Source organism: Marinomonas primoryensis (assembly GCF_013372285.1).
Classification (GTDB): domain Bacteria; phylum Pseudomonadota; class Gammaproteobacteria; order Pseudomonadales; family Marinomonadaceae; genus Marinomonas; species Marinomonas primoryensis.
In genome coordinates this window covers 3,765,001-3,784,931 of record NZ_CP054301.1, presented here as the reverse complement: position 1 = coordinate 3,784,931, position 19,931 = coordinate 3,765,001, and the positions used below count along the sequence as shown (strand labels likewise).

The window sequence follows — 19,931 nt, the reverse complement described above, 5'->3', positions numbered from 1 at the left end:
TATCCGGTATTCATTTTTCATTTAACGCATTGATAGAAGAGATAGAGCATTCTTTCACATCTGAATATGCGCTAAATTGCTCTCAGAAAAGCATTATTTCATCGTTGAATAGAACAATAACAAAAGAGCGCCATTATCATGCGTATTTTAGTCGTAGAAGACGATCGAATTTTGGGCGAGGCGATTAGCCAGCGAATTGGTCGAATGGGGCACGGTCTTGATCTTGCTCAAACTGGAGCCGAAGCGAACCAGATGTTGGCGCTTCAAGAATATGACTTGATGCTGCTCGACCTAAATTTGCCAGACATGACGGGCAATCAGATTTTACAGAACCTTCGTAAAAAACACTCCAGCACGCCCGTTATAGTGCTGACAGCGCGTGATGAGATAAAAGACCGCATCGAGTTGTTGGATTTGGGCGCAGACGATTACATGACCAAACCGGTCGATTTTGGTGAGCTTGAAGCCCGTTGCCGAGCATTACTTCGTCGCAGTCAAGGGCAGGCGCAAAACATCATTGAGTACGGTAATGTTTGCCTCGATTTACAAGCCTGTACCGTCACGGTGAAAGACAACACGATTGAACTAAAACAACGAGAGTTTCGTTTGCTGGAGGTGTTTATTAGCCATACCGGTCGCGTGCTCAGTAAAGAAGCTTTGATCGAGCATATTTACAATTTCAACGAAAACCCAAACGCCAGCGTCATCGAAATTTACGTGGCGCGATTACGAAAGTCCTTACAAGACAGCGACATACACATTAGAACCATTCGTGGTCTTGGTTACTTATTGGAAAAACACCATGCCTAAGACGACGACCTCAATGCGTCGGCAATTGATCTTAATGGTCAGCATGGTCTTGATCTGCATTAACGTGTTGGCGCTCTGGGGCGCGCACATCTACGCAAACCGCGCCACGAAAGTGTCTTACGATCGGCTTTTATACGGCGCGGCGTTACAAATGGCGGAAAATATCAACATATTAGACAGTAAGGTGTTTATTGATCTGCCTGTGTCCGCCTTTGAGACCTTAGCTCTCTCAAATTCAGACCGTGCTTTTTACGCCATTATGAACAGCCAGTACCAAGTTCTGACAGGTTATAACGACTTGCCTAGTATTCCTTTTACGCAATTGCTGCTTCAGTCCACCGAAAAAGAGAAGTTCATTCCAATCTATTATGAAGCGCCGTATCACGAAGAAAATGTACGTTTTGTCGCGCTCGGGAAACGATTGTTAGAAGCCGATAAAGTGAATGACGTGTTTATTATTGTCGGGCAAACGCTGGGAGCACGCCAAGCTGCCGCGGCAGAAATTAACCGCATGGCGCTGCATTTTGTCAGTTTGTTTTTTGTCATTACGTTGCTCCTGCTGCTCTTCGTTATTTGGCGCGTATTGCGGCCATTGCAAGCGATCAAGCAGGCCATCACGGAACGCTCTCCACTGGAGTTGTCGCCACTTGAAACCAATGTGCCGAGTGAAATCGCGCCACTGTTGAAAAGTATTAATTATTTCATGGCGCAACTGGATACCACGCTGGAGCGCCTTAAGCGTTTTACCGCAGAAGCGGCTCATCAGATCCGTACGCCGCTTGCAGGACTTAATTCTCAAGCACAAAATGCGATTGACGAAACAGACGAAGCGCTACGTCAGAAGCAGTTACAGCATATTTTAGAAAGCAGTAATGTGTTGACCAATACGGTCAATCAGCTTCTTAATCGCGCCACACTGACGCACCGTTACCAAAGTCATCCGTTTAGTCCTGTGTCGTTAGATCAGCTAACCAAAGATACTTGTCGAGATCTGGTGGTTTGGGCTTTAGAGCGAGGCGTTGAAATTGAATACGTGGGAGACATTAAAGCGGCGATCGATGGCGATGAATTTGCGCTGAAGCAAATGCTGCAAAACATCATAGAGAACGCGATCAAATACAGCCCAAACAAGGGGCTGGTGGAAGTCGAACTAATGTCGGCAAACGAACTGAACGACGCCGCCGTGGTGCTACAAATTCGAGATCAAGGCGTGGGTGTACCAGACGAAGACAAAGAGCATATTTTTGAGTATTTCTATCGCAGTCCAGACAATCAGGCTTCCGGTTCTGGTATTGGTTTGTCGATCGCCAAAGAAGTGGCCGAACACCACGATGCGAGATTTCACCTTAAAGACAACGAGCCCACGGGACTTATCGTGGAAGTCATTTTTCCTAAGCGCACGCTTCCTAAGAACAGGTACCCTAAACCAAAAGGCGCGCGACTATGACGCGCTCAATGGGGATGTTTACCTGCTTTTTCGTATGGGGTTTGTTTACGCTCAGTGCCCTTGCGTTTGCTGAGCAAGACAGCACAGGGAAAGAAATCACCGTAAATGAAAGGCGAGTGCTGTCGATTAATGGGGCCGTGAATTGTACCGTGATTGACCCTTTGTTTAAGGCGTTTGAAGCGCAGCACCCCGATGTGACAATTCATTATACCGAATCGAATACACGCGACTTATACGAGCGTTTTCTCTCTGAGCCAGAAACACGCGCAGATATCATCATGAGCCCTGCCATGGATTTGCAATTTAAGCTGGCGAACGATGGCTTTGCGCTGGCTTATCAATCTCCAGAACTTGAGCGACTTCCAAGCGACTCGTATTGGCGTAATGAACTATTTGGCTTTACCTACGAGCCAATTGTTACCGCGATCAATACCGACATTCTGGCCGCGGACGATTTGCCGTTGAGTCGTGAGCAATTACTCAATTTGATCCGCAAGAAGAACCACTTGTTGGATGAAAAAATTGGTCTGTTTGATATTAAAAAATCAGGCATTGGTTATTTGGCATGGATCTATGATGGGCAGCAATCGCGCAGCTATGGTCGTTTGCTGGAAGCCTTTGGAAATCATCAGGCACAACTCTATACCGACACGTCTTCTATGCTTCAGGCGCTTTTGAAAGGTCAAGTTTTTGTCGCTTATAACCTGATAGGTGCCTATTCGTATCAATGGTCTGAGCAATATCCGTGGATTAAAACCATCATGCCGACCGATTACACTTCGGTGATTATGCGCACGGCGTTTATTTATCGAGACGCCAAACAGCCAAGTTTAGCGAAACGCTTTATTGATCTTTTGCTGTCGCCTTTAGGGCAGCAGATTTTAGCAAACCAATCCGGTCTTACACCGATTAGCCCAAAAGCGGTTGGGCCTTATAGTCGGGATGCGCTAAGCAAGTTGCCCCACGGTATTTTTCGTCCTATTCCACTTGGCCTTGAATTGCTTATTCAGACAGACGATGCAAAAAAACAGCTTATTTACAATGAATGGGACAATGCCATGCGGCCTTTGTCCGAAAGACTTTCTTCACCTTAAATGTGTTGCTGATGCGCCATGAAAGGTTGGTGAAAGGTTTCCTCGTTACAGTGACCTTGCAATATAAACAACAAAAATAATAATGGAGAAACCCATGTTTAAAAAAGTATTCATCGCGAGCGCGTTATGCGCCACTTTGGTCACTTCCGCTATGGCGGCTGATCGCGTTTCCATTGGAACGGGCGGAACAGGCGGCTTATTTTATGTCATCGGTGCTGGGATTTCAGAAAGCATTAATAAGCACATGGATAACACCACGGCGCGAGCGGAAGTCACGGGCGCGTCGGTTGAAAACAATCACCGCGTTGCCGCAGGTCAAATGACCTTAGGCTTGTCTTCCTCTTCAACACTGTATGAAGCTAAAAAAGGCCAAGGCCCGTTTAAAGTCAGTGGGCCATTGGATGTGGCGGGCATCGCCTATTTGTATCCTGCGGTGCTTCAAATCGCGACTAAGTCGGGTACCGGTGTTAACTCGTTCGAAGAATTGAAAGGCAAGCGCGTCAGCATGGGGCCTCCAGGCAGTAATGCAGCCGTATTGGCGACGCGTTTGCTACAAGAATATGGGGTGTTTAAAGACATCACGCCGCGTTTTCTTTCTTACAATGAAGGTGTCAAAGCGTTAATAAACGGACAAGTGGATGCGACCGTTGTATTAGCGGGCGCGCCTACAGCGTCATTGATCGATTTGGATTCACAAACCGAGATGAAACTGCTGTCTGCCAAGATCGAGAAGTTAGAAAGTTTGATTCAAAAGTACCCTTTCTATCAAGCTTACTCGCTTCCTGTTGGAACGTACCCAGACCAGACTTCCCCCGTTACCATGATTAACGATCCTGCGATTTTTTTTACCAGTGGCAAGGAAGATCAGAGCACGGTGTATAACATCACTAAAGCGATTTTCGACAATCTAGACGAGCTTGGGCAGATTCATCCACAAGCGAAAGCGATCTCCTTAAAAACGGCGAAGTACACGCCGATTGCGTTGCACCCTGGTGCGAAAAAATACTTCGATGAAGTAAGCGGCAAATAGGAGCGCCATCATGAAAACAAGCCTACAAAGTTTGCAGCTCGAATCTACTTTTGCCGGTAAAAAGGAACGTCTGTCGGTTTCTATCCTGTTTAGTGTTATTGCCGTGGGCATTGCTGGGCTTGTACTTTATGGCGCCTATTATGGCGGTATTACAGCGCTGCTATTAAGATCTTTGTTTTTCTCTTTAGTCGCTGGCGCAGCCATGTTGTTTTACGCGCTGCGATACAAAAGTGCCGCGAGTCGAAGTGCTTTTTATCTATTGGCGTTGATCGCGTTAGTGCCGGGGCCGTATTTATGGCATTACTATATCGACATTATCATGCGTGGTGCCATGTCGATTGGGCAGGATAAGTGGGTGTTTTTGGCCTTGATTGCCGTGGTGTTTGTCTTTGTCAGAATGGCCGTTGGTTGGGCGTTGATCACCTTAATGACGGCGGCGTTTCTGTACGCTTATTTTGGCGATTTGATTCCTGGGAAATACGGCCACAGCGGTTACGATCTAAGTCGTTTTGCCTCAACGTTAATGCTATCAACCGAGGGTGTTTACGGTGTACCGATGGGCGTCGCCGTTGAGTATATTTTCTTGTTTAGTTTGTTTGGTGCCATTTTAACCAAGATCGGCACGGGAGAAGTGTTTGTTAATTTAGCGCGTGGTTTGACAGGTCGAGTGCAAGGTGGCCCGGGTTTGTCGGCGGCGTTATCCAGCGCTCTATTGGGCTCACTTAATGGCAGCGCGGTGGCAAATGTTGTGACAACAGGCACCTTTACGATTCCTTTAATGAAGCGTGTTGGCTACAGCGCCAAATTAGCCGGAGCGATAGAAGCCGCCGCGTCTTCAGCTGGGCAGATTATGCCGCCAGTCATGGGCGCTGCGGCTTTTTTGATGGCGGAAATGATTGGTATTCCTTACGCCGAAGTGGCGCTGGCGGCGTTAGTGCCGGCCTTGCTTTATATTCTGGCTTTGATGATTGCTGTTCGTCTAGAAGCAGGGCGCCTTAACTTAGCAAGAGATACAGAAGCGGGCTTGCAGTTACTGCTTGAAACGCTGAGAACAAAAAGCTATTTGTTGCTGCCGCTGGTGGTATTGATCTCGCTGATGATCTCCGGAAAGTCACCAACACAAGCTGCCGTCATGGGGATTCTAGCAGGGTTGCTGGTGTGTCCTTGGAAGAAAGCCACGCGGATTAACTTTGTCGATCTTATTGATGCCTGTAAAGAGACCCTGTCTAACACCTTGCCCATTGTTGCCGCTGTTGCGGCGGCGGGTGTGGTCATTGGGATCTTGAACTTAACCGGAATGGGCTTGATGTTATCTGGTTTAATCATCGAGCTTGGCGATGGAAACTTGTGGGCTGTTTTATTACTTACCGCCTTGGCGTCGTTTGTTCTTGGCATGGGATTGCCCACTTCCGCGGCGTACTTATTGCTCGCGGTATTGGTTGCGCCAGCGATGACGCAATTAGGCATGGAAACCTTGTCAGCGCATATGTTCATTTTCTACTTCGGTTTGGTGTCTGCCATTACGCCGCCGGTTGCCTTGGCGGCTTATGCGGCGGCGACAATATCGGGTGCGGAGCCAAATGAAACGGCGGTGGAGTCCATGCGTTTAGGCTTTGTAAAACTCTTGGTACCGTTCTTATTTGTTACCATGCCGGGCGTGTTGTTGATTGGTTCGACGGAAAGTATTGTGGCCGCGATCACCTTTGCCACTTTGGCGACGATGTCGATGAGCATTGGTTTTTCCGGCTGGTTGCGTGAGAACTTATCGTGGATGACTCGATTGTTGTATATTGTCGCAGCGGTGCTCATTGCTTGGCCTGCAGCGGCAATCGATACGTCAACTATGATTATCGCGGCACGTGCTCTTGGTTGTTTATTGTTTATTGGGTTACTTGCTAAAGCTTGTATCAAACCTAAGATAAACGCCTTGGAAACAGCAAAAGCGTAAGCAGCTAGTTTGATTGATCGAAATAAGCCGCCCCTCAAGTTTGATTGAGTGGGCGGCTTTTTTGTTTGAGCAAGACAAGCGGCTAAGGCAATCCCGTCATCAATAGTTTAATGCTATACGACGCCGAGAACACGACGACAAAGCCCACTAAATAGAGAAGTAAAAACCATTGCCACGATTTGAGCTTGGCCAGTTTTGCTTTGAGGCGTTTTAGCATTAGTAGCCCTCCTGATAATCTTCCACTTTGCCTGCAAACACGCGATAACCCCAAAAGGTGTAAGCGCAAATAAGCGGCACAAAAATACAAATGCCGGGCAAGAGAAAAAGCAAACTACTGTCTGGTGACGCGGCGTCCATAAAGGTTAACTGTCTTGGTATCAGGTAAGGAAATAATCCGACAACGAGACCGGCAAAGCCGAGTAAAAAGAGCGTGGCTGCATACCAAAATGGGCGATCTTCGTGATGGCTTTGTCCGACGGAATGACGGTTCAAGTCTCTCCACGCCAACACGGCGACAACCAAGGTAATGATAGGCAAAGGTGACAGCCATAAAAAGTTGAAGCCAGAAAACCAGCGCTGACGAATGTCCACTTGGCTGGCCACCGTCCATAAACTCACAATGATCATGGCTAAAATAGTGATGAGCAAGAGCCGCTTTGCCAGTTTGGCCGAGTGGGCTTGAATGCGGCCGCGACTTTTCATGAACAAGTAACACGCTGCCAATAATGCATAACCTGCCATCACGGAAAACCCAGTGAGAATAGAAAACGGTGTTAACCAATGCAAGCTGGATAAGCTGTCGACATCGGCCGGAACGCCCTGTACGAGTGAACCTAGCAACATGCCTTGGCAAAACGCCGCAACCGCCGAGCCAGCGCTAAAGGCAAAATCCCAATAAGGCCGAGACGTGTCGGACTTGAAGCGATATTCAAACGCTACACCGCGAAAGATCAGCGCAAACAGCATCAACATAATGGGCAGATAAAAGGTTGAAGTAATGCCAGCGTAAGCAGCCGGGAACGCAGCAAATAACACCACACCGCCAAACACCAGCCACGTTTCGTTGCCATCCCAAACGTGTGAAATAGAACGCATTAAGTGATCGCGTTCGCCATCTTGGTTAAACCAAGGGTAGAGAATGCCAATGCCTAGGTCGAAGCCATCCAGCAACACGTACATAAAAATGGCGAAACCTAAGACAAGGAAGTAGAAAAGAGCCAAATCCATCATTTATCTCCCTGTTCTTTGTTTTGTGATTCGTTAGATTGTGGTTCGTTAGTTTGCAGTTCTTTATGTTGCAGTGTTTTCACCCAAGCCAACGCGTAACCCGGTGCTTTCATACCGATGAGTTGTTGCTCTAGTGCTTCCATTGACGGCGGCCCTTTTTTAATAAGCTTACGCATAAAGTAGAGATAAACGCCGATCAGTAAGCTGTAAATAATCACAAACATGATCAGAGTAAAGAGCACGCGCTCCGGCGGTAACGGCGAAACGATTTCAGAAGTACGTACCAAGTTGTAGACGATCCAAGGTTGTCGACCGATCTCGACCACGTACCAGCCAGCGAGAACCGCAATGACACCCATAGGCGTAAATAGCGTGACCAAAGCAAGGAAGGGTTTATTCTCGAACAAGCGACCTTTGCGACGTAATAACAACGCCAAAACAGCGATGCCCATCATGCCAAACCCAATACCCACCATGACACGGAAAGACCAAAATACTAGCGGTACATTGGGTCTGTCTTCTGGTGGAACGGCTTTTAAACCTTGCACTGCGCCATCCCAAGAGTGTGTCAGAATCAAGCTGCCGAGATTGGGAATACCAACTTCATAATCATTGGACTCGGTTTTCATGTTAGGCATAGCGAACAGCAACAGTGGCACGTTTTCTTCTTCAGCTGACCAAATGCCTTCCATCGCAGCGAGTTTAGTTGGTTGATGCTCTCTCACGTTCAAACCGTGCATGTCGCCAATCCATGCTTGCAGCGGTGTTAGCACCAATGCGAACCACATACACATGGACAAGCCTTTTTTTGCGAAAGGAATGTTCTTCTTTTTCAATAAGTAATACGCGCTAATGCCAGCCACCACGAAGGTCGCGGTGATCAATGACGCGACGACCATGTGAGTGAGTCGGTAAGGCATAGAAGGGTTGAAGATGACTTCCATCCAACTTTCGACTTCAAATTTGCCATTAATGATTTTGTAGCCGGTGGGGGTTTGCATCCAAGAGTTCGCCACAATGATCCAAAATGCAGAAATCCAAGTACCAGTCATGACCACAAGGGTAGAGAAATAATGCAGCTTACGACCGACTCGCTGCCAGCCAAATAGCATTACACCCAAAAATCCGGCTTCCATGAAGAAGGCGGTTAAGACTTCATACGCCATCAATGGGCCAAGCACCGCGCCAGTGATCACAGAGAACTTAGAAAAGTTGGTACCAAATTCGTAAGACAGCACGATGCCGGAGACCACGCCCATGCCGAAGGTGATGGCAAAAGGTTTGATCCAAAATTTAGCGAGCTGTAAATAGTAAGGGTTATGGGTTTTCAGCCACAAGCCTTCCCAAATCGCAATCAGCGTGGCCAATCCAATGGTGATGCTGGGAAAAATGATATGAAAGCTCACCGTAAAAGCGAACTGGATGCGAGATAAGATGGCGACGTCGAGGTCCATTTTAGTATTAACCTATTTAACAGAAGGAACGAATGAATGGCATAAGTCGTAAATCATTAGGTGTTCTTGTTGATTCTAATGGTGCGCATTTGCTGCCATGCCAAAGGAAATAATGCCAAACCCACAATGCTGAGAAGTGCGATGATTTCGGTCATAAAAAATCCAGTATTCATAATGCCTGCTCCGTTAATAAGAAAAAGATTGAGATAGATCAATAAAGTTACTTATCTAACAGCAATCGTCAGGCCAAGTTTTTAAGAGTCTTATCTATTTGATTTTAAAGGAATAATTTTTAACTTTGCGTGAATCGTAAAAGAGGTTTACGATTCCTCCACTTATTGGTGTAAACGAGGTTTACAGTTTGACGCTCTCATTGATGTTCGAAGTGGCCATGTTGGTTTCCAGCGTGTGCGGTTTTTTAGTGGCGGCTTGGTTGCTGTGGCGCGCCCGTAAACAGGGTGATCTGCAAGCCTTGGCGGGTTTTGCCATCATGATGGCCATTTGGTGTTTTGGCCATGTCGTGTTGTTTCAAGGTTATGAGAAAATGGGGGTTTACATTATTTTGGCGAACCCGCTGATGCCGACGTTTTTCCTGCATTTTGCCATCCGGTTTGTGAATTCTGGTGCGGCGAAGGAGGTTATGCTCGATCGACTGCTGCAAGCCATTCCGTGGTTTTACGCCGCCAGTGTTGTAGTGGTATTACAAAGCTGGTGGATGGGTGCGGGCGACGCCATTGGCACCTTAGACACGCGCTCATTCTTTATTTTCACCGATGCAGGAACGTGGAATCTGGCGTATACCGTCTTAATCGGCATCTTGGCGCACGGTGTTTTGTTGTTCGGCTGGTATCGTCATTCGGGCAATAAAAAACGTTCGATTCTCGCCATGTTTGGTGTGGGTGCTTGGGGGTTGTTGTTAGCAACCAGCTTTGTGTTTCCTTCCTTTGGTATCAGCTGGTTTCCGTATCCCATGCTGTTGTTGCCGACGTATTTACTGCTCTTGGTTTACGCCGTGGTGCGCTATCAAATTCTTTCCGTCAATGCCTTTGCCAACCGTGCTTTGCTTTGGGTGGCGATGATGTTGGTTATTCTGTGTTTGATCGCCGTGATCAGTGTGGTGTCTGGGCGGGTTGGTTTGCAGGCGCTGGCGGATGTTCCGAGCTGGCAATTGTGGCTGTATTCCCTGTTGATGTTAGTGATGTCGGCGTTGATTTATCAGCCACTAAATCGACTTATCTCACGTGTTATTTACCCTGGCGCGGTATTGAATGAAACCGTGCTGGAAGTTTGGTCGAGTCAGTTAAAAGAAGCGCAAGACTGGACTCAGCTGATTAGTATTGGTGAGCGTTTACTGTCTTCTCAGATCAGGCAAAACGTAGACATAAGCTTGGATTCTGTGGGTAAGGCGTACGTAGACGACGGTCAAACATTGGCGCTCAGTGTTTTTCGATCCGAGTCGGGCTGGCGCTTTTTATTGCTTGGCTGGAATGATGCGAGCCCGGGAATGAGACTGACGGCAGAAGTGTTTGGCTCCTTGTTTTCGACCAGCTGTGGTTTGTTGGAACGCTCTTTGGCGTTGGCGGTTGCGGAGCGGAAACGCTTGGATGAACAGCATCTCGTTGAGCTCGGTAGTTTGTCAGCGGCCATGGCGCATGAATTGCGTAATCCACTCAATATTATCGCCATGGCGGCTTACGACTCGCCGCCAGAAACTCGTCAGCATATTCAAACCCAACTGAAACGCGCGGATCGTTTGGTCAGTGATATGTTGGTGTATTCTGGTGGATTAACGCTGCAAATCAGCACAACGCCATTGCGAGCTTTGGTGAAGAGCATTTTGACGCAGGCTCAGTTAGAAGGTGTTTCCTGCGAGGTGAACATCGCCGAATCGATAGAGCTGGAAGCCGATCCGCAGCGCCTGCAACAAGTTTTTATTAATTTGATCGACAACGCCGTGGCGTTTTCACGCAATCAGCCGGATGGGAAGCTCTGCATCGAGGCGAGCATGAACGCGGACTCTGTGGTGATTAACGTGCACAACAATGGGCCAGAAATCGATGACAGTCTACAAGGCGAGGCGTTGTTTCAGTCCTTCATGACTAAACGCGCTGGTGGCAGCGGTTTAGGGTTAGCCATCGTGCGCCGTATTGTCGATGCGCATGGCGGCCATATTCAACATCGTGCTGACACGGCTTGGCCAGTAACCTTCGAGCTTATCTTGCCTCAACATTCAGCGTATTCCCGCTTAGGAAGCACTTCTCATGACACAAAATAAAATCCTCTTAGTGGACGACGAACCGGCGTTTCGTGAGCTGGCGAGCCGCTGGTTGGCGAATCAAGATTACCATGTAAAAACGGCTGGAAGTTTAGAAGAGGCTAGAAAGATCATCGCGACGTTTGACGCGGATTTGGTGTTGTTGGATTTGTCCATGCCGCCACATTTTGACCCGCAAGTGACTCTGGATTCCATGGCAGACTTTGACGGTCGTCCGGTGATTATTATCACCGGTCATGCGGATCGGGATTTGGCGCTAAAAGCTGTGTCGCTTGGTGCGTGGGACTTTATCGCCAAACCGATTGATCCCGACATGCTGGCGGTTGTGGTGCGTCGAGCGATCACTAAAACCACGTTAGAGCGAGAGCTGAATCAGCTCAAGCAATCGACCAAACAGCCCGAAGGTGCAGCGGCGTACATTGGTCATTCGGCGAGCACTCAAAAAGTGCGTGCGCTGGTGGAACGCATCGCGCCAACTGACGTTCGCGTTTTGGTGACGGGGCCATCGGGCACAGGGAAAGAGGTGATTTCAAAAACGCTGCATGACTTGAGTCATCGCGCCGCGAAACCCTTTGTGTCCGTGCATTGTGGCGCGATTCCGGCGGACTTATTGGAAAGCGAGTTATTCGGTTACGTGAAAGGCGCGTTTACTGGCGCAGAAAAAGACAAAGTCGGTTTATTGAGCTTGGCCGATGGCGGCACTTTATTTTTAGATGAAATCGGTGAAATGCCGCTGGCGATGCAGGTCAAATTGCTGCGTGTATTACAAGAAGGAACCTTCTTTCCGGTTGGCGGACGGGAACAAAAGCACATCGATATTCGCGTTATTTCGGCCACCAACGCGAATCTACTGGAAAAAGTCCACGAGGGCAGTTTTCGGGAAGATTTGTATTATCGAATCAAAGGCGTGAACATTGAAACGCAATCCCTTGCTGAACGTTTAGAAGACGTGCCCGTTTTGCTGCAAGCGTTTCTCTCTCGTCTACAAAGTCAGCAGGCCAAAAATCTACAGCTGAGCTCCGAAGCCGTGCAATGGTTTCGTGATCAAATGTGGCCCGGAAATGTTCGAGAATTGAAAAATGCCCTTGAAAGCGTCGCGTCTATTTGCCCTCAAGGCCAGATCACCATGGAGGATATTCAGCTTTTATATCCGAATGTTCAGCGAACGAACCAAACAGTAAACCGCTTTCCTGACACCGAAGAAACGCTGGATGAACAAGTGAAAGCACTTGAAATTCGCCTGATTCATCACGCCTTAGATAAAAGCCAAGGTAACCGAACCCAAGCAGCCAAACAACTTGGTATCTCACGGCAAGGACTGATCAAGAAAATAGAGAGATATGAGTTGTGAAATAAGTAATAGTTTATATATTTAGTAGTCCAAGTTTCTTTGCTGATTCTGAATATATGTTAATAAGGTGCTTGTCTTGCTCAACGCTGAGATAGCAGACGATAAGCTTTTCTTCATCAAAGCCCGCTCCACGCATAAATTCTTCATTCTTGTAGTCTTGAAATTCTCCAACTCCTATGTGTACCCCAAGACCGTGAATTACAAAAAAATAGCAAGATTTATGATAGTTTTTGAGTTGAACTTTTATTGGTGGAATGTGAAGTGGACTCGTGTCTGAATCTTCAAGGTTGTAACACCTTATAGCTATTGGAAATGTGCTTTTTGAAAGTATAGACGGGGTATTGTCTAAGAGTAATTTTCTTATCTGACTATTATAAAAATCACCTAAGTCGCATTGGGCATATTGAGGCATCGAGCTTACGGAGGCTCTCCATAAAATACTTAAAAACAAGAGTTTTAGTTTTGAGTAATTGTATTTGTTATTCGAACCTTTCACACCATCAAATTTATTGAAAACTTCTGTGTGCGGTTCTTTGGGAGTAATGCCCCGAACTCTTTCTAAGAATGGACGGCCATAGTTTTCATATTGACCGATTATTTTTTCACAAGTATCACATAGTAATTTTTGATATATGCCGTTAAGTCTTTTTTTAGGATATTTTTCATTAAGACTAAACTCTTGAATTGGCTCTTGCTTAGAACCACTTTTCCACATGAAAGCTGGGAAAATATGTGAATCTACAAGCTTTTTTTCTTTCTCACATAAAGCACAAATACCCAGTTCCATATATTATACCCATCAGGAGATTTTGTTTTGCGGTATGGCTTGCTTTTATTAGTTTTTCATCTGTAAAAACAGCCTTGCTAGAGTCGGTAAGATCGAGTTAGTTACGGCTTCCTTCAATCGCGTCATTCAGGCGTTTTTCGTTTTTGCTACTTTCCATTAAGTGAAGGGTTTCTTTGTACGCTTTAAAATCTTCAAGGCCAATTAATGCGGCTGTTTTACCTTCTGGGCGAGTAATGAAAATAGGTTTATGATCTTCATTTACTTTGCCTAATATATTCTCTAAATTCGCGCTAAGTTCTTCTACACTGACGACGTTCATAGCAACCTCCTTTTTTCTTTTATCCGTGTAATTCTTTCAAACTATGTCTTATTAAAGAGTTGTACAATTACCTGTTAATCTAAGAAAAGAAACAACATTTAGCGACTTTTCGCGCTGGCGCGTGGAGCGAACGTGTTTTGTTTCTTGTTGATGCATCTAAAGTAGGCACACTGCACTCAGCTATCTAAGTCTATAGGTTTAGTTTATTATAGCGTTAAATTAACCGTTAATGTATAAGTATATTAATAAGTTAATTGTTTGATTTTTAAAGAAAATTAACCATCAAAAGAACCGTTAAAAATGATCAGTGTAACGCCTTTTATTCAATCAGAACAGGCTTCCGGAGACATTCGAAATATGGCTGTGGAGGTTTATAAACAATCCGCGAGCTTGTCGGCTTCCGTACGTCCAAATCTTAAGCCAGCGGTTGAACATCTACTACGATTTGTTAACAGCTATTACAGCAACAGAATAGAAGGCAACAGCACAGAACCTGCAGATATTATTCGTAATAAAGACGTTGTACTAACTGACCCTGTAAAACGGAATGATTTACTAGAAATCGAAGCGTATTTGGTGGCACAAGCTGCCTTGCTCGAAGGTCGCATCAGTCTTGAGCAGATTACAGAGAAAGCTTTCTTGTGTTCGATACATGAACATTTTTTTAAAGATTTACCCGAATCTGTGCGAACGCATGTTCGAGAATCAACAGGTGAAACGTATCTTGTAGAAGCGGGAAAACTACGAACCACTCAAGTTCAAGTTGGGAAACATTTACCGCCACATCAAGATGAGCTAAATGGTTATTTAAACTGGTTTCATAGCTCATATCGATTGGATCGGTTATTTGGCGAAACGCGTCTTTTGGCTGCATCGGCTGCGCATCATCGCTTTGCTTGGATTCACCCATTCTTGGATGGAAATGGCCGAGTAGGGCGTTTGTTTACGGACAGTTATATGCGAGGAGCGGGCGTTGATGGTTACGGCTTGTGGACATTGAGTCGAGGTTTCGCACGCACAATCGATGAATACAAGCTTCGCTTGTCTGGCGCGGATATGGTTAGACAAGGTAGTACGGACGGACGTGGAATTTTGTCGAACAGAGGGCTTGAAGCCTTTCAACGTTATTTCTTTGAAACCTGTTTAGATCAAATTCAGTATCTTTCTGGTGTTTTAGATATTCAATCTTTTGATATGAGATTAAAGCAATATGCAGATTTACGGACCGCTGGTGTAGCACTTAGTACGAAAGGTGAAGCGCTTAAAAAATGGCGTCCTGAAACCTTTATATTACTGAGAGCTATTATGGATAACTCTAGGGTAATGCGGACAGATGTACCAAAAATCACAGGGTTAGGAGATACCAATTCGCGTGCCGTTGTTAAGCAACTTATAGAAGAGCGCTGGGTCAGCGGAGAAACGAAAGCGGCACTGAAAATGGATCAAATTCCGTTTGATGCTATTTCCTTTCTCTTCCCGCACCTTTGGTAATTGCTTACTTTTTAACTAATGACCTAACTTCCATTTCATCATCAAAAGAAACAAAAACATCGTTCAGCGACTTTTCGCTCTGCCGCGTGGAGCAAGCGTGTTTTTTGTTTCTGATTAAACTCAACTCAAGCAATCTAACTAATTGCTTTGGTCGTTTTCACTGTGCAGTTGATCTCGCCATTCTGAACTCTGATTTTTATGGCGTCGCCTTTCTCTACGTCATCAATGGATCGAATCACTTGTTTGTCTTTCGAGGCGATGGCGTAGCCGCGGGATAAGGTGTTTAGCGGGCTGACGAGGTTGAGTTTTTCGATGACTCGGGCAAAGGCGGTTTGTTTGTTCGCTAAGGTGTTGCTTAAAGCGCGGGCAAGACGAGTGTCGATGTCGATGAGTTTTTGTCTGTCTTGAACGATTCGTCGAGTTGGACTATTTCTTTCCAGACGATGTGCCAGATTTGCCTTTTGCGTTTGTTGCTCTGAGACTTTTCGCTGCATGCTTTGCTGTAAGCGGCGTTTTAGTTGGTCTAGTTGCGTTTGTTGTTGCTCAATGCGTTCTTTTGGATGGCGAATGCGCTTGATCATAAAGTCGAGCTGCTGCTGACCTTGTTCGAGAATGCGCGACATGCGACGAACCAGTTGTTTTTCTTGTTGCTCAATTTGTCGAAGTAGTTGGTTGCGATCTGGGCTGAGTAGTTCGGCGGCGGCGGTTGGTGTGGCGGCGCGAACGTCGGCAACGAAGTCGGTAATGGTGAAGTCGGTTTCATGACCAACCGCGGAAACAATCGGCGTTTTTGCATGAAAAACGGCGCGCGCTAGGGCTTCGTCGTTGAAACTCCATAAGTCTTCTAATGAGCCGCCACCACGACCCAGTACGATAGCATCGAAATGTCCGCTGTCGTCGGCTCGTTGTAGTTGTCTCAGAATGTTTTTCGCGGCGTCTTGCCCTTGTACTAACGAAGGTAAGATCGTTAGTTCTGTTAAAGGAAAGCGTCTGCGGAAGGCGATTATCATGTCTCGAACGGCCGCGCCGATGGGCGAGGTGATGATGGCAACGCGTTCAGGTTTGGTTGGCAGTGGCTTTTTGTGCTTGGCGTCGAACAAACCTTCAAGCTGTAAGCTGGTTTTGAGTCGTTCGAACGCTTGTTGTAATGCACCTTCGCCAGCGGATTCCATACTTTCGACGCTTAGTTGGCAATCGCCTCGTGGGCCGTAAAAAGTGACACGAGCGCGCAGTCGAACCATGTCGCCGTCTTTTGGTCGAAAGCGTACCGCGCTGTTTTTGCCTTTGAACATGGCACAGCGGATTTGGGCTTTGTCGTCTTTGAGGGAAAAATACCAATGTCCTGAGCCGGGTTTGGCCAGATTCGAAATTTCACCTTCGACTAAAATCCACGGTAAACTGGCTTCAAGTAACTGTTGTATTTGTCTATTTAGTTGCGAGACGCTAAACGCGGTTTCTTGTGAGGCAGAAGTTGTAAAGTTTTTCATCAATCTCTCGTGGTTTTGATTTACCGAATGCAACTAAAGGCGTAGAATTACTTGCCATCTTAACACCCTTGTTGGCATTGGAAACTCCCCATTATGTTACGAATCGTGCAAGAAGCTTTAACGTTTGACGACGTATTGCTTATCCCCGGCTATTCCGAAGTTCTTCCTAAGGATGTTAGCCTCAAAACGAAAATCACTAAAGACATTGAGCTAAATATTCCGCTTACGTCTTCGGCGATGGATACCGTTACTGAACATCGCATGGCGATTGCTCTGGCTCAAGAAGGTGGCATAGGCATTGTGCACAAAAACTTGACCATTGAAGAGCAAGCTCGTGAAGTGCGTCGTGTTAAAAAATTCGAAAGTGGCATCGTTCGTGATCTTGTTACCATCAATCCTGAAGCGAGCGTTCAAGAGCTAATGGATTTGACGGCAGCGAATAGCATCTCAAGTGTGCCTGTGGTTCAAGGTACCGATCTTGTTGGTATCGTGACAAGCCGTGATGTTCGTTTTGTTAAAGACTACGACAAAAAAGTCTCTGATATTATGACACCAAAAGACCGCCTTGTTACGGCGCTTGAAGGTGCTTCATCTGGTTCTATCCGTAAGTTACTTCATGAAAACCGTATTGAAAAAGTGCTTATCGTGAACGAACAGTTCGAATTACGCGGCATGGTAACGGTAACAGACTTTAATAAAGCAACGACTTTCCCTCATGCATGTAAGGACGATCAAGGTCGTTTGCGTGTCGGTGCAGCGGTTGGTACAGGCGCAGATACTGGCGACCGAGTGAAAGCTTTGTCTGACGCTGGTGTTGATATCATTGTTGTTGATACGGCGCATGGCCATTCTAAAGGCGTTATTGATCGCGTTCGTTGGGTAAAAGAAAACTTTCCTCACATTCAGGTTATCGGCGGCAATATCGCGACGGCTGAAGCGGCAATTGCGCTTGCTGATGCGGGCGCTGATGGCGTGAAAGTGGGTATCGGTCCTGGCTCTATCTGTACCACGCGTATTGTTACTGGGGTTGGTGTTCCGCAAATTAGTGCGGTTGCTAATGTGGCTGAAGTAATGAATCCTCGCGGTATTCCTGTTATCGCGGATGGCGGTGTGCGTTTTTCTGGTGATATTAGTAAAGCGATTGCGGCTGGCGCTAGTGTTATCATGGTTGGTGGTATACTGGCTGGTACGGATGAAGCGCCAGGTGAAGTGGTACTTTTCCAAGGTCGTTCATTTAAAGCTTACCGTGGCATGGGCTCGCTAGGTGCGATGTCTCAATCTCAGGGCTCGAGCGATCGTTACTTCCAAGATTCCAGCAGTGTGGAAAAATTGGTTCCAGAAGGCATTGAGGGCCGAGTGCCATCAAAAGGCCCAATGGCGGCCGTTGTTCATCAGTTGATGGGCGGGGTTCGCTCTTCAATGGGTTACACTGGCTCGCCAGATGTTGAGACGATGCGTACGAAAGCGCAGTTCTCAAAAATTACGGGCGCAGGTATTCGTGAAAGTCACGTTCATGATGTGACGATTACAAAAGAGGCGCCGAATTATCACGCGGGCTAACCTCGAGATAATTTGACACTGAGATGGGGCGTACAACACGCCCCATCTTTATTTATTGCTCTTACTACTTATTGATTACTTCTACGCAAAAAAGACTTCGTTCTTTTAGGTAGAGTGAAAGGAATGGCTAATAATGTCGCAAGATATCCACGCTCATAAAATTCTTATTCTTGATTTCGGTTCTCAGTACACTCAGCTGATTGCACGCCGTGTGCGTGAAATTGGTGTTTATTGTGAAGTTCGTGCTTTTGATATGGAAGATCAAGAGGTTATCGACTTCAATCCAAAGGGCATCATCCTAGCGGGTGGTCCTGAATCCGTGCCTGAGCCAGGTTCTCCTCGTGCTCCAGAAGCGGTATTCACATTGGGCGTGCCGGTATTTGGTATTTGTTACGGTATGCAAACCATGGCTGAGCAGTTGGGTGGCAGAGTCCAAGGTTCTGAGGTTCGTGAATTTGGTTACGCGCAAATTCGTAAACACGATGGTCCTGCCTTATTTGATGATATTCAGGATCATGTTGCGAATAATGGTGTTGCGTCATTAGATGTGTGGATGAGCCACGGTGATAAAGTGGTTGAGATGCCAAAAGACTTTATCTTGATGGCATCGACAGAAAGTTGCGCTATCGCAGCGATGGCGAATGAAACGAAACATTTCTACGGTGTACAATTCCATCCTGAAGTAACGCACACACTACAAGGTGGCGCGATATTAACGCGTTTCATCGTTGATATTTGTGGTTGTGATACGTTATGGACGCCGGCGAACATTGCAACCGACGCTATCGAAAGAATGCGTGAGCAAGTGGGCGATAAGCAAGTTTTGTTAGCACTGTCTGGCGGTGTGGATTCTTCCGTTGTGGCAGCGTTACTTCATAAAGCAATTGGCGATCAGTTGACCTGTGTTTTTGTTGATAACGGCTTGCTTCGTTTGAATGAAGGCGATCAGGTGATGAAGATGTTCGCAGATAACATGGGCGTGAAAGTGATCCGTGTTGATGCCGAAGATCTTTTCTTAGGGCGTTTGAAAGGCGAAGCCGATCCTGAAGCGAAGCGTAAAATTATCGGTAACAGCTTTATTGAGATTTTTGATGAAGAATCATCAAAGCTGAATAATATTGAGTTTCTTGCACAGGGTACGATTTATCCTGATGTGATCGAATCAGCGGCGTCTAAAACAGGTAAAGCACACGTTATCAAGTCTCACCACAATGTTGGTGGTTTACCAGACGATATGAAGATGGAGTTGGTTGAACCACTGCGCGAATTGTTTAAAGATGAAGTGCGTAAATTGGGTGTAGCGCTTGGGTTGCCACATAGCATGGTTTATCGTCATCCGTTCCCAGGGCCTGGCCTTGGTGTTCGTATCTTGGGTGAAGTGAAAAAAGAGTACGCAGATATTCTTCGCCGTGCGGACGCTATCTTCATTGAGGAGTTACGCAGATCGGGTTGGTACGACAAGACGAGCCAAGCGTTCGCGGTTTTCTTGCCAGTTAAATCGGTTGGCGTTGTCGGTGACGGTCGTCGTTACGAATACGTTGTTGCACTGCGCGCCGTTGAAACCATCGATTTCATGACCGCACGTTGGGCGCATCTTCCGTACGAGTTGCTGGAAACGGTATCTGGTCGCATTATTAATGAGATTGAGCAC

16 protein-coding genes (1 of these 16 running past the window's edge) are annotated in these 19,931 nt (G+C 46.5%); 10 read left to right on the top strand and 6 right to left on the bottom strand.

Going from position 1 to position 19,931, the window contains the following annotated elements:
* The first annotated feature begins 138 nt into the window (after window positions 1–138).
* The 5 genes from MP3633_RS17610 to MP3633_RS17590 all read left to right on the top strand — a co-directional run bounded on the left by MP3633_RS17610 (window position 139) and on the right by MP3633_RS17590 (window position 6,329).
* Window positions 139–810: a response regulator transcription factor gene (locus MP3633_RS17610; RefSeq protein WP_176336519.1), complete on the top strand. Its 672-nt coding sequence runs from the start codon at window positions 139–141 to the stop codon at window positions 808–810.
* Window positions 803–2,257 carry a sensor histidine kinase gene (locus MP3633_RS17605; protein ID WP_176336518.1) on the top strand — a complete coding sequence of 485 codons (1,455 nt, stop codon included), beginning with the start codon at window positions 803–805 and terminating at the stop codon, window positions 2,255–2,257. The genes MP3633_RS17610 and MP3633_RS17605 overlap by 8 nt, the downstream gene beginning before the upstream one ends.
* Complete coding sequence (locus MP3633_RS17600) at window positions 2,254–3,351, top strand: ABC transporter substrate-binding protein (protein WP_176336517.1); 1,098 nt, start codon at window positions 2,254–2,256, stop codon at window positions 3,349–3,351. The genes MP3633_RS17605 and MP3633_RS17600 overlap by 4 nt, the downstream gene beginning before the upstream one ends.
* A 94-nt stretch (window positions 3,352–3,445) precedes the next feature.
* Window positions 3,446–4,381 (top strand): TAXI family TRAP transporter solute-binding subunit, encoded by a 936-nt coding sequence (locus MP3633_RS17595; protein ID WP_176336516.1) that lies wholly within the window; start codon window positions 3,446–3,448, stop codon window positions 4,379–4,381.
* Between the two features lie 10 nt (window positions 4,382–4,391).
* Window positions 4,392–6,329 (top strand): TRAP transporter permease, encoded by a 1,938-nt coding sequence (locus MP3633_RS17590; protein WP_176336515.1) that lies wholly within the window; start codon window positions 4,392–4,394, stop codon window positions 6,327–6,329.
* A gap of 82 nt (window positions 6,330–6,411) precedes the next feature.
* On the opposite strand, the gene MP3633_RS19060 is transcribed toward MP3633_RS17590, so the two are convergent.
* From MP3633_RS19060 to MP3633_RS17580, 3 genes are read right to left on the bottom strand one after another with little or no spacing between them, the layout of a single operon-like run.
* Entirely contained in the window at window positions 6,412–6,546 is a 135-nt protein-coding gene (locus MP3633_RS19060) for a hypothetical protein (RefSeq protein WP_280526386.1), read from the bottom strand.
* Window positions 6,546–7,559: a cytochrome d ubiquinol oxidase subunit II gene (gene cydB / locus MP3633_RS17585; RefSeq protein ID WP_244959728.1), complete on the bottom strand. Its 1,014-nt coding sequence runs from the start codon at window positions 7,557–7,559 to the stop codon at window positions 6,546–6,548. Before cydB ends, MP3633_RS19060 begins: the two co-directional genes overlap by 1 nt.
* Window positions 7,556–9,010, bottom strand: coding sequence for a cytochrome ubiquinol oxidase subunit I (locus MP3633_RS17580; RefSeq protein WP_176336514.1), 1,455 nt, complete (start codon window positions 9,008–9,010; stop codon window positions 7,556–7,558). Before MP3633_RS17580 ends, cydB begins: the two co-directional genes overlap by 4 nt.
* A 361-nt stretch (window positions 9,011–9,371) precedes the next feature.
* Here MP3633_RS17580 and MP3633_RS17575 point away from each other — a divergent pair, with 361 nt between their 5' ends.
* Together MP3633_RS17575 and MP3633_RS17570 are read left to right on the top strand one after the other, a co-directional pair.
* On the top strand, window positions 9,372–11,285 hold the full coding sequence (locus tag MP3633_RS17575) for a sensor histidine kinase (RefSeq protein ID WP_244959726.1): 1,914 nt from the start codon (window positions 9,372–9,374) through the stop codon (window positions 11,283–11,285).
* Complete coding sequence (locus MP3633_RS17570) at window positions 11,272–12,636, top strand: sigma-54-dependent transcriptional regulator (protein ID WP_176336513.1); 1,365 nt, start codon at window positions 11,272–11,274, stop codon at window positions 12,634–12,636. Before MP3633_RS17575 ends, MP3633_RS17570 begins: the two co-directional genes overlap by 14 nt.
* 13 nt (window positions 12,637–12,649) lie before the next feature.
* Here MP3633_RS17570 and MP3633_RS17565 read toward each other — a convergent pair whose 3' ends face one another.
* A complete protein-coding gene (locus MP3633_RS17565) occupies window positions 12,650–13,423 on the bottom strand; it encodes a hypothetical protein (protein ID WP_176336512.1) in 774 nt (257 codons plus the stop codon).
* A gap of 97 nt (window positions 13,424–13,520) precedes the next feature.
* Window positions 13,521–13,742 carry a type II toxin-antitoxin system Phd/YefM family antitoxin gene (locus MP3633_RS17560; RefSeq protein WP_176336511.1) on the bottom strand — a complete coding sequence of 74 codons (222 nt, stop codon included), beginning with the start codon at window positions 13,740–13,742 and terminating at the stop codon, window positions 13,521–13,523.
* A gap of 300 nt (window positions 13,743–14,042) precedes the next feature.
* On the opposite strand from MP3633_RS17560, the gene MP3633_RS17555 reads away from it, so the two are divergent.
* Entirely contained in the window at window positions 14,043–15,233 is a 1,191-nt protein-coding gene (locus tag MP3633_RS17555) for a Fic family protein (protein WP_176336510.1), read from the top strand.
* Window positions 15,234–15,367: 134 nt separating this feature from the next.
* Here the strand turns inward: MP3633_RS17555 and xseA are convergent, their stop codons facing one another.
* The gene (xseA, locus tag MP3633_RS17550) at window positions 15,368–16,720 is read right to left on the bottom strand and encodes an exodeoxyribonuclease VII large subunit (RefSeq protein WP_176336509.1); all 1,353 of its coding nucleotides are present in this window, start codon (window positions 16,718–16,720) and stop codon (window positions 15,368–15,370) included.
* Between the two features lie 93 nt (window positions 16,721–16,813).
* On the opposite strand from xseA, the gene guaB reads away from it, so the two are divergent.
* Window positions 16,814–18,280 carry an IMP dehydrogenase gene (gene guaB / locus MP3633_RS17545; protein WP_176336508.1) on the top strand — a complete coding sequence of 489 codons (1,467 nt, stop codon included), beginning with the start codon at window positions 16,814–16,816 and terminating at the stop codon, window positions 18,278–18,280.
* 133 nt (window positions 18,281–18,413) lie between these two features.
* Window positions 18,414–19,931, top strand: the 5' portion of a protein-coding gene (guaA, locus tag MP3633_RS17540) for a glutamine-hydrolyzing GMP synthase (protein WP_176336507.1). 60 nt of this gene lie beyond the right edge of the window; only the first 1,518 of its 1,578 coding nucleotides appear in the window; it begins with the start codon at window positions 18,414–18,416; the stop codon falls past the right edge of the window.